10 protein-coding genes are annotated in these 13,346 nt (G+C 67.5%); 5 read left to right on the plus strand and 5 right to left on the minus strand.

Annotated features, from left to right (window positions below; translation table 11 throughout):
- Positions 1 to 2,330: 2,330 nt before the first annotated feature.
- From CHU95_RS03290 to CHU95_RS22020, 4 genes are all read right to left on the minus strand, one after another.
- A complete protein-coding gene (locus CHU95_RS03290; protein ID WP_133065403.1) occupies positions 2,331 to 2,654 on the minus strand; it encodes a hypothetical protein in 324 nt (107 codons plus the stop codon).
- Between the two features lie 29 nt (positions 2,655 to 2,683).
- Positions 2,684 to 3,445 (minus strand): fimbrial biogenesis chaperone, encoded by a 762-nt coding sequence (locus tag CHU95_RS03295; protein WP_094453711.1) that lies wholly within the window; start codon positions 3,443 to 3,445, stop codon positions 2,684 to 2,686.
- A gap of 387 nt (positions 3,446 to 3,832) precedes the next feature.
- Entirely contained in the window at positions 3,833 to 4,288 is a 456-nt protein-coding gene (locus tag CHU95_RS03300) for a hypothetical protein (protein ID WP_094453713.1), read from the minus strand.
- Positions 4,289 to 4,304: 16 nt separating this feature from the next.
- A complete protein-coding gene (locus CHU95_RS22020) occupies positions 4,305 to 4,484 on the minus strand; it encodes a hypothetical protein (protein ID WP_133065404.1) in 180 nt (59 codons plus the stop codon).
- Positions 4,485 to 4,816: 332 nt separating this feature from the next.
- Between CHU95_RS22020 and CHU95_RS03310 the strand changes: the two genes are divergently transcribed.
- The 5 genes from CHU95_RS03310 to CHU95_RS03330 all read left to right on the plus strand — a co-directional run bounded on the left by CHU95_RS03310 (position 4,817) and on the right by CHU95_RS03330 (position 10,211).
- Positions 4,817 to 5,116: a hypothetical protein gene (locus CHU95_RS03310; RefSeq protein ID WP_133065405.1), complete on the plus strand. Its 300-nt coding sequence runs from the start codon at positions 4,817 to 4,819 to the stop codon at positions 5,114 to 5,116.
- Between the two features lie 413 nt (positions 5,117 to 5,529).
- Complete coding sequence (locus CHU95_RS03315; protein WP_094453719.1) at positions 5,530 to 6,321, plus strand: hypothetical protein; 792 nt, start codon at positions 5,530 to 5,532, stop codon at positions 6,319 to 6,321.
- 117 nt (positions 6,322 to 6,438) lie between these two features.
- Positions 6,439 to 7,059 (plus strand): hypothetical protein, encoded by a 621-nt coding sequence (locus CHU95_RS03320; protein ID WP_133065406.1) that lies wholly within the window; start codon positions 6,439 to 6,441, stop codon positions 7,057 to 7,059.
- A gap of 42 nt (positions 7,060 to 7,101) precedes the next feature.
- Positions 7,102 to 9,633 (plus strand): coiled-coil domain-containing protein, encoded by a 2,532-nt coding sequence (locus tag CHU95_RS03325; RefSeq protein WP_094453723.1) that lies wholly within the window; start codon positions 7,102 to 7,104, stop codon positions 9,631 to 9,633.
- The gene (locus CHU95_RS03330) at positions 9,630 to 10,211 is read left to right on the plus strand and encodes a hypothetical protein (protein WP_094453725.1); all 582 of its coding nucleotides are present in this window, start codon (positions 9,630 to 9,632) and stop codon (positions 10,209 to 10,211) included. Before CHU95_RS03325 ends, CHU95_RS03330 begins: the two co-directional genes overlap by 4 nt.
- A 15-nt stretch (positions 10,212 to 10,226) precedes the next feature.
- On the opposite strand, the gene mobF is transcribed toward CHU95_RS03330, so the two are convergent.
- On the minus strand, positions 10,227 to 13,343 hold the full coding sequence (gene mobF, locus CHU95_RS03335; RefSeq protein ID WP_094453727.1) for a MobF family relaxase: 3,117 nt from the start codon (positions 13,341 to 13,343) through the stop codon (positions 10,227 to 10,229).
- Positions 13,344 to 13,346: the final 3 nt, after the last annotated feature.

Here is a 13,346-nt window from a genome sequence, read left to right on the forward strand (position 1 = left end):
ACGGTCCAGGGGCCGAGCACGGCACCGTCGAGGAGATATTCGCCGTCTGGGTCGGTTGCCGCGGTGAGCGTCCGGCCGGCGGGGCCACGGGCGACCACGCGCCGGCCCGCCAGGCGTCCTTCTCCCTCGACGCGGCCCATGATGAGCCCCGCGGGGGCGACGGGGATCTCGACCACCGTCGTTGAACCGGGGCGGACGGCGACCAGGCGAACCGGGCGTTCCGCAGCGACCATGCCATCGGTGATGCCTTCGGCGGCCAACGATACACGGATGTTGCTGGCCGGAACCGGGAACGACGCCTCCCCTGCGCGAAGGTTTCCCGCGGTATTCCCGACCGTCACCGCGACACCGTCCTCGACGGCGGGCTCGCCGGGATCGCGGCGGCCGTCGGCGTCCATGTCCATCCAGGCCCGGACCACCAGGCGCGACAGCTCACCCGCCCTCGCGGGCCGGACCAGGCCATCCCGGCCGTAGGAGGTCGAAACGCCTGCCCGAAGGCCCCAGGAGCCGGACTGGCGCTCCAGTTGCCCGGACACCCTCCAGCCGCCGATATCCTGGCTGCCGCCAAGGTGCGCCCGGAAGCGGCCGGAGGTGGTCTTGCCGGCGCCCGCGAACAGGCGGGCGTCGTCGGCACCCAGCCAGGTTGCGTCTACAAAGGATTCCCGGCCTACGTAGCGACCACGGACAAGGAGGGGGCCGCCTGCCATCGTCGTGGACCAAGTCAGCGTCCGCCCGAAGCGGAGACCTTGCCCGTACCTCCCCTGTTCGAGGACTGCCTGGGCGAAGAACGGCCCGACCTGCCTTCCTGCCATGACCTGGACGACGTCGCGCGACCCGGACCGATGCTCGAACGTGCCGGACAGTGCTAGATCGCCGAGGCGGCCGGCGGCCCGCACGCGAGTCTGGGAGGTTGCCGGGTCCATGCCGTCCACGGCCCAGCCGGACGAGGCCTGCCGGTGGTCGACCATGCCCGACCATCCGCCGGCCACGGCGGAAAGCAAGACGCGCCCCGCAACGGCGCCCGTGTCTGCCGCTCCGAGGTCGGCTTCGAGCCCGACGGGACCGGCGCCGGTGGAAAGGCCGGCGGACAGTTCCCGGCGGCTGCCCTCGTCGAAGGGACGATGGGCGAGCCCGGCCCGGAGCGAACCCCAGCGGACGCCCGCCTCCAGTTCCCCGAACGCGGCGAGCGCACCCGACCGGCCCTGGACCAGGTCGAGCAGCCGGCCGTCGTCCAGCCAGGCGGCGGCCGAATAGGAGATTTCGCCAGGGGCCAGCGTCGCCCCCAGNGGGCCGCGCAGGGCGACCTGGACCTGCTGGCCGGGCAGGAGGGCGAGGTCCTCGGGCGCCGTCCAGCGGCCGGAGGCGTCCACGGGGACCGTCGCGGCAATGCCGGCGGGGGTGGAGATCTCGGCGGTCCAGCCAGCCGGGGCGTCGCCGGACGGGATGCGGCCCGACCGGGCGTTGGACAGGTCCGGCCGGAGGTAGAGGCCCAGGCCGCCGCCTGCAGGGGCAGAAAGGGTGCCGGCGAAGGGGTGGACGTCGCCGGCCTGGAGCAAAGAACCGGGTATGAGATCGCGAGCCTCGGCGGTCAGCCGGGCGCTGGACAGGCTGCGGCCGAGGGTGTCGGAGGCCGAGGCGAGGACGGAGGCGGAGAGCCTGCCGGCGGGGATGTAGCCGGCACCAGCGAAGCGCAGGTCCAGGCGGCCCGACGTATCGGCGTCGGCTCCGACCTCCACGTTGGGCAGCGCCGCGACCTCGCGGCCCCTTTCGACGGGTAGCTTGGGCTCGCGGCGCAGCCGCCGGGGCGCGGTCCTCCCGGTCGAGATAGTGACAGTCATGGCCCGCCGGTCGAAGCGGATCTCCAAGCCTAGGACGGCGGCCGCGACGGGCTGGCGGACGAACAACATGTTGGACGAAGTGGCCACGTCGCCGACCGATACGAGGGCGGCTCCGGACGGACCATCGGCGACCAGGCGGCGTGCATCGATGCGCCAGCGACCCTTCGGGCCCTGCCCTTCCACGACCTCCCGGCTTTCCGAAAGGACGCGGTGCCCGGCTAGGCCGGCGACCACCGCCACGGGCAGGTAGGGCTCGCCATCCTCGGCGACCAGGGCTTCCACCAAGCCGACGGACGAGCCGTCGACGGACAACTCCACGGCACCGGCGATGTCATCGGTCGGGGCCAAGAAACCGGGTCGGTCCTGCGCGGCGGCTGCGGCGGGGAACGCAACGGCGCAGGTGCTGGCCACGAGGAGAGCATGGAGATGGCGGCGTCGATCCACGGCGGAGCCTCTTGCGGGATGCTGGGCGAGGGTGGCGTCGGGAAGGGATCAGCGCGGGTCGGGAGGGCGCCTGACCAGGTCCTCCTCGATCCAGACGAACCGGCCGGTCGAGGCGTCCTCGAGGCCGATCCATACGCGGTCCTCGACCAGCGCGATCGCGTAAACGGGATGGTTCCGTTTCGGGAGTGCGACGACGGGCGCGTCGGGGTCGGGCCGGGATCGGTACGTGAAGGCCGGATCCAGGTTGAACTTCCTGGCCAGGCCAGGGTCCGCCTCGTCCAAGGACGGCCAGGCCGTCCTCGTGGGCAGCATGCAGGGGATGATCACCGCCGCGGCGAGGGCGACCATCAGGATCGCGCGGAATACGAGCATCCGGGCCTCCATCCTTTGTCAGGCGCCGATCAGCGGCCCTGCGGGGCGACGGCCTTCCGGCAGGCCTGCTGGACGGGTGCGCCGTCCCTACGGGGGATCCACATGGCCCAGATGGCGCCGGCCACCTCGCGGGTGGGCTTCAGGAGGTATTCCCGGGACGCGACTTCGGGCCAAATGGTCGTCGCGTTGATCCGTCCGATGGTGCCCGCCGCGTCGCAGACTGCGACGTCGCCGTGGCTGCTGATCCCGGAAGGCCCTGCAAGGCGGCGCGCGGTGACAGCAACCAGTCCGTTTTTATCGACCCGAGCCGGCGCTTCGACCGATATCGTCGGCTCCTCGGGATTTCCGGCGCGCATGATGACGGGAATCACGGGGGCGGTCAGCACGTCCAGGCTGGCGCTGCCCTGGGCCTGTGCCTCCTCGACCGGGGACGGCACGACGGCGACGTACGCACGGCGCTCACCGGCAAAATCCGGCGGTACGTGCGCGATCACGCGTAGGGTCTGCGCCTCGCCGGGAGCCAGGACCATCGACCGCGGGGCGACCTTGATCCAGCCGCCGGGATCGGGTTCACCGGCGACGGCGGGCCGGAGCTGGACGCGGAAGCGCGTCGGGCGGTCGCTACGGTTGGCGACGAGGATCGTACCGCCGGGGCGCTGGCTCTCGCCGATCAGGAGGCGGGTGGGGGCAACGGTCAAGCCGATGGTGTCGGCTTTCACGGGCACGGAGGCGGAAAGTGCGGCGATCGCAAGAAATGCGGCGACGGCGGCACCGAACAGGGCGTTGCTCATTCTTCCTGCTCCCTTTGAGGGGGGGGTCGGAAAGGTCGCGGGTGGGGCAGGAAAACAGGGGTAGGAAAACAGCCCGCGACATCGAGAGACAATCGGAGGGTCAGATGCCGCGCATCAGCGCGGGGAGACCTCCGAAGATGAGTGCGGCGACGGCGGAATAGTGCACGATGCGCAGGAAGATCATCATGGCGGACATGGTTCATCTCCGTGAAGTCGTTAGGATCGTTGGGTTTCAGCGTAGCAAGGAGCCGATTTCCAGCAGCTCGAGCTCCAGCGCGCACTGGTGGAGCCGGTACCTCTGACGGACGCGCCACATGACGGAGCCGGTTCAAAGAGGTTGGAGGGCTCGCAACTAAGCTCCGACGGTAACCTGCCTCTTGGCAGGGATCATGCCGCCCTTGGCCTCTGGGAAGGCCGGCCGAAGTCGTAGCGTGCATCGTAGTAAGCGTCGGCGAGCTCATCGGCGCGGGCCCAGAGGGCCATCCCCGTCTTGGAGAAGCTGTGTCGGGTGGCCTTCCCGTGGCAGTTCATCCCTGCCGCGTCGATGAACGCCCTCCGCACGCTCATGACGAGGCGTAGGGCACGGGCGTCCTCCGGGTCGAGCAACGACACCGCATCGTCGAGGAGGATGCCGTGCGGAATCTTGCTGCCGACGCTCCGCATCCGGGCAGCGTCCAGGACACGGCACATCATAACGAGGTGCGAAACCATCACACCGTTCCTGAACAGCTCGCGCCTGTCCTCCAGGGGCAGGGCCGAGTGGATGCTCGCCACGTCCGGCATCGCATGCTTGAGCATCCTGGTAGCCGCCCATGTTTCCCGGCGGTTCGTATCGCTGGTCATCTTCGATCCTCCCGGTTCAGCGCGGCCGTATGGAGTCCAGCGACCAAGGCGCCGACTGGCTGCGCTGGACTGCGTCCGACACGGTGATAATGACGGGCGCCAGCTGGGCAATCGCGTTCGCAGCGGGCGGGCCGATAACGGCGAGGCCACCGAGGAAGACCAGCAGGTTCATATACATGCGGAACGACGAGTTCATGACGGGTTCCTGTGCAGGGGAGTCGCGTTGTGCGGCCGCGAGGGCCGCCACGATCAGTGCGGCGACATCGAAATCGTGGAGAAAAGTAGGAGTGCCAGCATTCCTTCTGGCCACCCCGTTTACTGATCGTAGAAACAAGATGCGCCATAATGGCACATATTGCAATATCTAATTGGGCCATTTTGGCGCATAAAGATAGACCAACCTATGCCATAATGGCATAACTTGAACTTGACACCGCGAAACCGATCCGTTAGCCTAGGCGAATAGTCTTATCCGACAGCAAAAGGATCGCCGTGCCGAGCCCAGCCGACATTCCCACGAGCATCGCCATGTCCGCTGAGGAACTGGAAGGGATCGGGATTCAAAGATACGGCGGCTTCGGCTGGATCAGCGCCATGGCCCGGGAACTTGGGATCGGTCGGCGGACGGCTCAGCGGTGGGCCGTCGAGGGCATCCCCAAGCCAGCGACCGCCAGGGCCGTCCGGGCGCTGGCCGCAAGCCCCATCGATCCGGCGTTCACTCCCCAGCTCGGCGGGGATCGACGCAGCAGCCAGGCCCGCGGCAAGGGGAAAGCGGCCGAAAACGAGGCGGAGGAAGCAGGAACTCCCCAGGCAAAGCTGGACTTGTAGCCGGGGCTCCCGGCATCACAACACAGGTTGGCTCAACCCTTTCCCCGCCCAGTTCGGGCGGGGCTGGCAGCCCCCCAGCCTTTCCAAAACCCTTCTCCTCTCGGCCCATGGCGCGCAGCGCCATCCCCGGCGCGCATGCGCGCCGAACCCGGAGGCGCGGAGTGCCGATGGCAGGCTTCCAGCCACCGGCACTTGGCTAGCCGGCTGGGCGATCCCCTCCTGTGAATAGCCCAATGCGCCGGGACCGACCTGGAATCCAACCAGTCGGAAGACCTGGAAGGCGCGACCAACTGAACCGCAGAATGGGGATAAGTTCTGCATGTCGCGAAAGTGAGGGAATTTCTTCCTTGAACATCCGCTAAAATAATGCTACATGAAACAAATGCTCAATGTTTTCATGGAAACATTGTCACATGGCCATAGTGTTTGATGGGCCGGATGCCCCTTCTCCGGAATTGCTAAACGCTTGGAACGGATCGCTGAGCGAGGCGAGGCGATTGGCGCGCTCGCGCCAGATGGGTGCTGGCGTGGACGCGGCTTCCGCATCCGCCATGGCGCCCGACCACGCCATGGCGCAGTTCGCGTTGGCAGAGGCTCTCTTGCGGTCCGACGACGCAGACGTGATTTTCTTCGTCCGGTGCATGTACTATGCGGCAGCCGGGCTGTTTTCGTCTGGGGATGACGGCTCCCGGCATTCAGATTCAGCCAAGTTCGATTCAGAGGCGACATTGGCTGCGGTGCAGCGGCAGCCGTTCCGTTTCCGAATCTGGCAGGCTTGCTTCGACGCCTTCGAGACAACCTGCACCCTTGGCCCCCTCCTGGCGCGTGCCGGAAGGCTCGGCGAGCGCGTGTACGGGCCCAGGCTGATGGAGCGCATCCACCAGCACCACAGCGCCCGGGCGCTCGCCCTCCAGGCAGCGCTCAATGCGAGCCCCTCCCCTTTAGACGACGACGGCCCCCCGCTCGCCATAGGCCTGGGATACGTCGCCGCGCAGCGTATAGCCGCGCCGGAAGCGTCGCTGCGCGTCTGCAGGCCGTCGCACCATGCCGACCTCCAGGCCGTCCTGGACGCGGACCCTGCACTTGCAGCCCGCGTATCGGCGCTCGACGCCCAGCCGCTCATGCGGTGCCTGTTCGACGACGCCGTCGTCCATTGGCTCCACCTCGCGCATCTCAACGCGGCAATCGCAGATCCGCCAGAATAACGGCACTCCGCCGCCCCGACAACGCCACTTTCCCCGGTTTCCTTCGAGGTACCCCAGCAGGAGCAGAGAATGAACCCCGCAAGCTATCCCTGCCATTCCCGTCCCCAGGACCAAGACTTGGTGCGCGACCATGTCCTGAACGTGGACGACCTCGCGGCCTTCGCCGTGGCGGACGCCTTCCTAAGGTCCCGCCATCCCGACGTGCAGATGTTCTGGCGCCAGGTCGTCCACGCCGGCTGGTCCCGGTACCACGTCGAGGCGCTCATCGCGCGCGACGACTACGCCGGCTTCTGGGCGTCCCTGGGCGGGCGCGCTTCCATCCTTGAGAAGGCGATGGAGTGCTTCGGCGACGTGTCCCGCCTGCTGGAACCGCTTCGCGCCGCCGGTCTGGTGCCGTTCCAAGACCTCACGGCTTACGTGGAATCCATCGAGTCCGAGATGGAGGCCACGTACCGGACTTTCCTGCCCTTCGGCCGGGATATGTCGGAAGACAGCACCAGGGGCATCAGGTTCCTGACGATCGACGTCGTCGACAGCATGCTGGAACAACAGCGGGCGTCGGCGAACGAGCTTCCGTCGCATCTTACCCAGGTCGTGGCGCTCACGGCGGCCAATCCCGAGCTGGCAAACGCCGTTTCCGATCCGTCGGACACCGCATTGTTCGCCCAGACCGCCGAGGCATACCTGTGGCTTCTCTCGGCAGCGGGGGCATCGCAGCGATCCGGCACCCCGGCCTGAACGAAGCTCACAACCCTTCATATCGATCTTGGAGCCTGAACCATGGACGGCGCAGTCGACATGACCCTGCAGGAGCGCGAGCGAGCCATCGCCGCGCTGCGGGCTGAACAGGATGCCGCGCGAAGGGAGCGCTGGAAGCTTGAGGATACGCGCCTTGCGGAAAGGCGCGCGAACGACGACCGGCGCCGCAAAGCCGACAATGGAGAGGCCGAGCGCCGAAGCGCCGAGGACGTCGAACTCCGCACGCTTCGGGCGGAGGAGGACCGTCACCTCCAGCAGCTCCGGCGAAGCAGCGACGAGGCAAGGATGGGTGAGGTCGAGCGTGGGGAAGCCGGCACGACCGATTGGAAGAAACTCGAAAGCCAGGTGCTGAGGGTTGAAACGGCTTTCCGGGAGAGGGAGGAAAACAGGCTCGCCGAGGACCGGGCCGTTGAGGAGACAAGGAGGATTGAAGATCGCCTTCTTGCCGAGCGGCGCGCCAAGGAGGATTCGGACAATGCGCGGGCCCCCTCGCAACAGACCGTCGATGAGCGTGCCCGCGAGGACGTGCGCATCGTCACGGACCGCCTGAAGGAGGATATCCGCAACGGGGCGCCGGACAGCGAAACGTTGCGGCAGCGGGCGGAGGAAGATCGAGCGCTGGCGAACGCCCGCCGGGAAGAGGACCGGCGCCCGGGTCCATTCGTGGCGCAGGCACGGCCCCAGGAAGACGAGGCAGTCGAAGAACGGCGCCAAGGCGACGATCTTCGTACCGCAACTCGGCGCAAGGGGATGGATGAGCTGCGGAAGGGCTTGCTAGACAGGGCAGCCAGCGGGAAGCGCATCCCGGACTACATGCTTATTACCGATCAAATGGCGCTTGAGACCGCGGTCCTCAGCAGGAACAAAGCCGCGGAGCAGTTGAACAGGAGCGTGCAGGCATCGCAACCGGTGAAGAACAATGAGCCTGCGATGGCGATGGACCCGATAGCCGCAAACCGCAAGGTGCAGGACCTCCATCTCCTCGAGGATGATGTAATAAAGGCGAAGAGGGAGGTCGAGGATCTCCGCCGCGCCGCGGCCCGTGCCCGCTCATCCGCTCCCGACGAAAAGCACAGTGCGGAAAATCACGCCATCCGCAATGAACGGGGGATCGAGGACCGCAAGCGGAATGGCTCCCGCCGAGAGTTCGCCGCCGCCTGGGAAGCTGCCCGCCGACGGGGGGACCCGGTCAACATCGACTGGGTCGCGGAGAAAGAGGAGCGCTTCCGCGACAGGCTCCGGACACTGAAGTCCGAGAAGGCGACGCTGACCAGAGAGCGTGAGGGTTTTGGCGGGACGGAAGCCCACACCCCCGTTCGGGAACTTCCCATGAAGGAGGTGATTTCCGACGCATTCGACCGGCTGCGGGCAGATGTTAGTCCGCGCGTGCCCGGGCGTGTCGACAGGATCGAAATTCCCCTGCGGACGGTGTCATTCGGGTCCAAGGAGGACGCCCGCGCCGTGCGGGAGGCCCGCGAGGCGATCCAGCGAGAACGCGACCAAGTGACGGAACGGGCCAGGCTGTACGACCGGTTCGCGCGCCATCCCGACCTTGGGAAGTTTCTCGATAGGATTGGTCCCGACAGCGAGACCGCCAAGCTGGCTTTCCAGGAACGGGAAGGCAACCGCGTCGATCGCGAGAACCTGCTGAGGGAAGTGGATGGCCGGTCGGGCCGTGCGGCCGTCGCCGTTAGGGAGGACGCCTACGGCCGGGGGGCCTGGGACAAGCACGTACCGATCAGTTCCAGCCATTCCATTGAAATCGAGCGCAAGGCCATGGCCATCGAGCGCTTCGAACTGCTGCCCAAGGACGTGAGGCTCGGCGTCGCGACGATGGCAGAGGACCGCGAACGGGTCCTCGCTAACATCCAAAAGGCCCAAAAACATGAACTCCATGCCCGCGGCGATTTGAAATCGCTCCGGGAACGGTACGACAACCGCTCTTGGACGGGACGTGCCGCCGACCGCGTCGCGAACCTGTTCACGGGTAACATGGACGCCGACCTGACGCGGAAGGCCAAGCTGGAGAAGGCCTTCTCCAAGCCCCTGCCATCCGAGCGGATGGCCGCTGCCGGAAGGGACTTCCTGCGCGCCGACCCGCAATGCGCGAGGATGCTGGACAAGCTCGCCGAGAAATCAAGGCAGGGCGAGTTCGACAGGAACGTGCCGCTGCCCACCGGGCCGCTGCCTACCTTGGCTGCCCGCAGTTCCGGCGAGATCGGTCGGCTGGACGAGCATGAGCGGGACCGGTTCACCGACGTGTACAGGGAAAGGCACTGGCACCGCGACGCGCAGGCGACGGATAACAGGCCTCCAAAGCCGCCGTCGCAGGAGAACGCCGGCCAGCAGCGTCAGCAGGTGCCGGGGCGCGACGCGCTCGCCGACCTCGACTCCATGATTAAGAAGCCGGAAGCGGCGGTCGGCGGCAGCCAAGGGAGCCAGAAGGACAGGGCGCAAGCCGAGGCACGGGGTGCTTTGCAGCGCCAGCAGGAGATCGACTCCCGCGACAGGGCAAGGCAGGTCGAACGAAGCCGCACGGACGGTTCCCGATGACCGACGAGAAGCGGGACACACCGACCATCAAGGCCCTGGAGCTGCTGCTCAAGTCGGGCCGGATCGCACCGGAGGCCCGGCCGTTCGCGGAACAGACCCTGCGCTCTATCCAGGGGGCCGGCAGCCACCGGACCGAAGTCTCATGGGACGGGATCATCGACATCGGGGCTTCCAGCCCTTCCCCTACCGGCGCTGAGCCGGTCGGGGAAGGCACAGGCCGAACGGTCGTCCTACTCCCCGTCCCTATCGACGGAGCCAGCGCCAAGGCGGAAAAAGTGCAGCCCGCGCCCCCGGAGGAAGAGGTCGGGCAAGTGCCCGTTGCGACTGACAAAACCGAGACCCCCGACATTCTCGCACAGGTCAGGCGAGGCCACGCCAAACGCGCGGCAATCCCGGATTTCGGCGACCTCGAATTCCTCATGCGCGACGGCGACCAGGCTGAGACGAAGACGACGGACGCTGCAGCGGTCCCGCTGCGCGAGGAAGATCAAGGTCCGAACGATAGGCAATCCGTTCCGCAGCCGCCTCCTCCGCGCCGCGACGAGACGAAGGACGCGGCTCGGCACCCTCAGCGCTGAAGCGCCTTGCGCGGGTCACATGGACGGGCCCCTGTCGCGCTCACGCTCGCGCTGCAGGGCCATCTCCCGAAGCCTTTCCCCGACCTGCCTCGCCTGTTCGGCATCGACAGCCCGCTGCTGCTCCTCCCTCGGCTTCCCTGGCGCGGCGGGACGCTCTAGCGCCACCTCCCGGTCCTGATCCGCCGCGCGTAGCAAATGCGCGGCGTTGGCCAGCCGCCGGTCGGCATCGACGAGGGCGGCCGCGTCATGTGCCCCTAGCCGTCGGACGTTCTCCGCCGCCATCCGGATCCGCGCAGCGTCCTGGCGGGTGAAGGCCCCCTCCCCTGCCCGGTCTTCCAACGACGGGCCCTTCAGGCCAGGCATCGCGGCGATCTCCCCTTTGCGGATCCATGTGAGGACCTGCGACCTGGTCAGGTGGTCGGCGATGTTCATCCTGTCGGCCTTGCGCTGGCACTCTCCCGCCCAGGCCCGCAGCGCGTCCTGCTTCCCGTCCTTGGTCGACAGGTCGGCGGCGGCAGACCGGTCAAGCGCCACGACGACCCGGCACTCCACCCTGTGCCGCCCGAGCGCAGCAACAGCTTTCTCCCGATCGACCAAGCGATCCGCGGCGACGACGACGCGGTCAGCGGACATGGCCCTTGCAGCCGTGGCCGATACGGCGGCCGCATATTGCATCCGAAGAGGTCGGTTCCCGACCGCGAGGTCGTCCTCGACAATGGACATCCGCCTGCCGTCGCGCTCGACATACACGTCCAGAAAGGCGACGCCGTCGGCGTCCCTGGCCGCACCCCTGACCAGAAGCACATCGCCGTTTAGCAGGCCCTTCCCCGGAAGCTGCTCCAGCAGCGCGAGCCTGTCTCCCCTTGCTACCTTGAGCTCGTGCTCGACTTGGTACCTGCCGACCTCGCCGCCGCAGGCACGAATGCCGATCTCCTCCCGCCCGACGATCCCCGCGTCCTGCAGGCGAGCCCGGATGTCGCCCGCCACGCGCCGCGCGTCCGCGTGCGTCCGGCAAATGGCCAGGCTCTCCCTGCAAGCCTCCTTTTCGGGGCGCCCTGTCCGGACGTCCCGAAGGATCCAGTCGACTGCCTGCTTCGCCGCCCTTTCAAGCGCGGCGTGGGGCTCGCGTACCGCCTCGACCTTCCCGGCGTCAATTAGCCGCTCAAGGCAGCGCGTCACGCGCCCGGCACTCAGGTCAACAGCCGTGCGGCGGAGACCCGGTTCCATGCGCTGGTCGCGCGCCGCCAGGTCCGCCCAGGCAGCCTCGACGATAGTGCGGAAGCCGGCACCCAGGTTGCCCTTTTCCGGCGAACGCCGCTCATCGCCGCAAAGGATCACCTTCGCGCCGACCCTCGAGGCGTGCGAAAGGAGCGTACCGAGATCCTCGACGGACGCACTGCCGGCGTCGTCGACGACTACCACGTCGTCCTTGCGCAGGCTGAACCGGCCTGCGGACAGGTCGCCCGCGAAGCCCTGAAGGGCTCTGGCATCGCGCAGGCCGGCCCTATCCGCGAGGTACTCGGCGGCATTCCAGCTGGTCGCCACGGCGGTAACCCGGTAGCCGGCGTCCCGATGGGCCTGTGCGGCCGCCGCAAGGACATCCGTCTTGCCCGACCCGGACGGGCCGGCAAGGACCTGGACCCCGCCGGCACCGGAGACCAGGCGCTTCAGGTCATCCCGCTGTCGGTCCGTCGCGCGGACGCCCGGTCCATGCGTCCCCTCGAGCATATCGTCCAGCCGAACAGCCGCCTTCCTGGCGTCGGCCGCCGTGAGACGGCTCGGTTCGTTTCGGCGTCCGATGGAATCCTGGAGGATGCGCAGTTCGCGCTCGGCCGCGACAGGGGAACCCATTGCCTTGGCCTTCCGCCCCCGGTCAAGCCGCGGCAGCGCACGCATCATTTCCTTGGCCTGCTTGAGGGCCTCCCTAGCGTTCAGCGACCCGTCCGCGCAGGCATTCGCCGCGACGGCAGCGATGACGTCCTGCTTCTCCAGGACGCCCCGGTCCAGCTTCGCCAGCACCTGCCGCCCGGCATCCCGGCCCAATGCCGGCCGGGCGACGACCGGGCCGCGCTCGGCCTCCCGCACAATGTCGGACCAGGCCACCCCGCGCTTCGAAAGCCGGCCGGTCCACTCCTTCTTCATCTCGGGAAGCGGCGGAAGTTTCTCTTTCGACCCACGGGTGTCGATGGCCACCTTCGCCGCAAGCCTCGCCCTCCGCCCATCAGTACGGCGCTCGCCGGTCTCGGCCTCGACCACGTCGAGGATTTTCCGCCGCCGGGTACTGAAGGCCTCGGTCACCTGACGCGCGATGTCGACGTCGAACTGTCCCCTTCCCTCCTCGCGCAGTGCGAGGCCGCGACTGGCCAGGCGGCTTGACAGCTCTGTCCGGAAAAGCGCTCCGACCATCATTTTCGCGGCGGCAATCGGAGCCCTTTCCAGCGCCCCGAACGTGCCATCAATGCGCTTGGAGACGTTCGGGATGTATACGTGGATGTGCTCCTGAGGGTCGCCCCTAGCCTGCTTGGCATCGTCGTTCGAGCGGCTGGTCTTGTGATGCCAAAGCGTTGCCGGGACGCCGGAGACAACCTCCCGGCGGAGCGTGCCGCCTCTCGCACTGCCGCGTCGGCCGACGAAGACACCCTCACCATGGGCAATGTCCAGCGCCTCCATGACCGCGTCCTGGGCATCCTTCCGAATAGCGTCCGCCGCCTCCTTCCGACCCGTTTCCTCAAGTGCGTTGACGTAAAGGGACACTCCTTTCGGCAGCGAGAATGTCAGGTCGAAGCCGATGTTACGCGTCCCGTCACCGCCATCACGGACGCGATGTCTGCCGTCTGGCGACTGCCCTTCCATGGTACGGAGGAATGGATCAAGGTCTTCCACGGGACCGGTCGGAAGACCTTTTTGGCTGCCTATCGGAGCCCATCTCCCCGGTCCCTCGTCGCCTTGTCCGTCGGCTTCAAGCTCGAATTCAAGACCATCCCCAGCGTCCAAATCGTGCTCGGCAGGTACATTATCCCGGACATTTCCGGCGACTTCCCGCGCAATTCGGGGAAGCCGGTCGGCGTAGTAGCGCCTGGATTCCCGTACCGGATAGAGGGGGTCCCTGATGTCGGAAAAGCCCGCCGTCATCGT

This window comes from Niveispirillum lacus, from assembly GCF_002251795.1.
GTDB classification, from domain to species: Bacteria; Pseudomonadota; Alphaproteobacteria; order Azospirillales; family Azospirillaceae; genus Niveispirillum; species Niveispirillum lacus.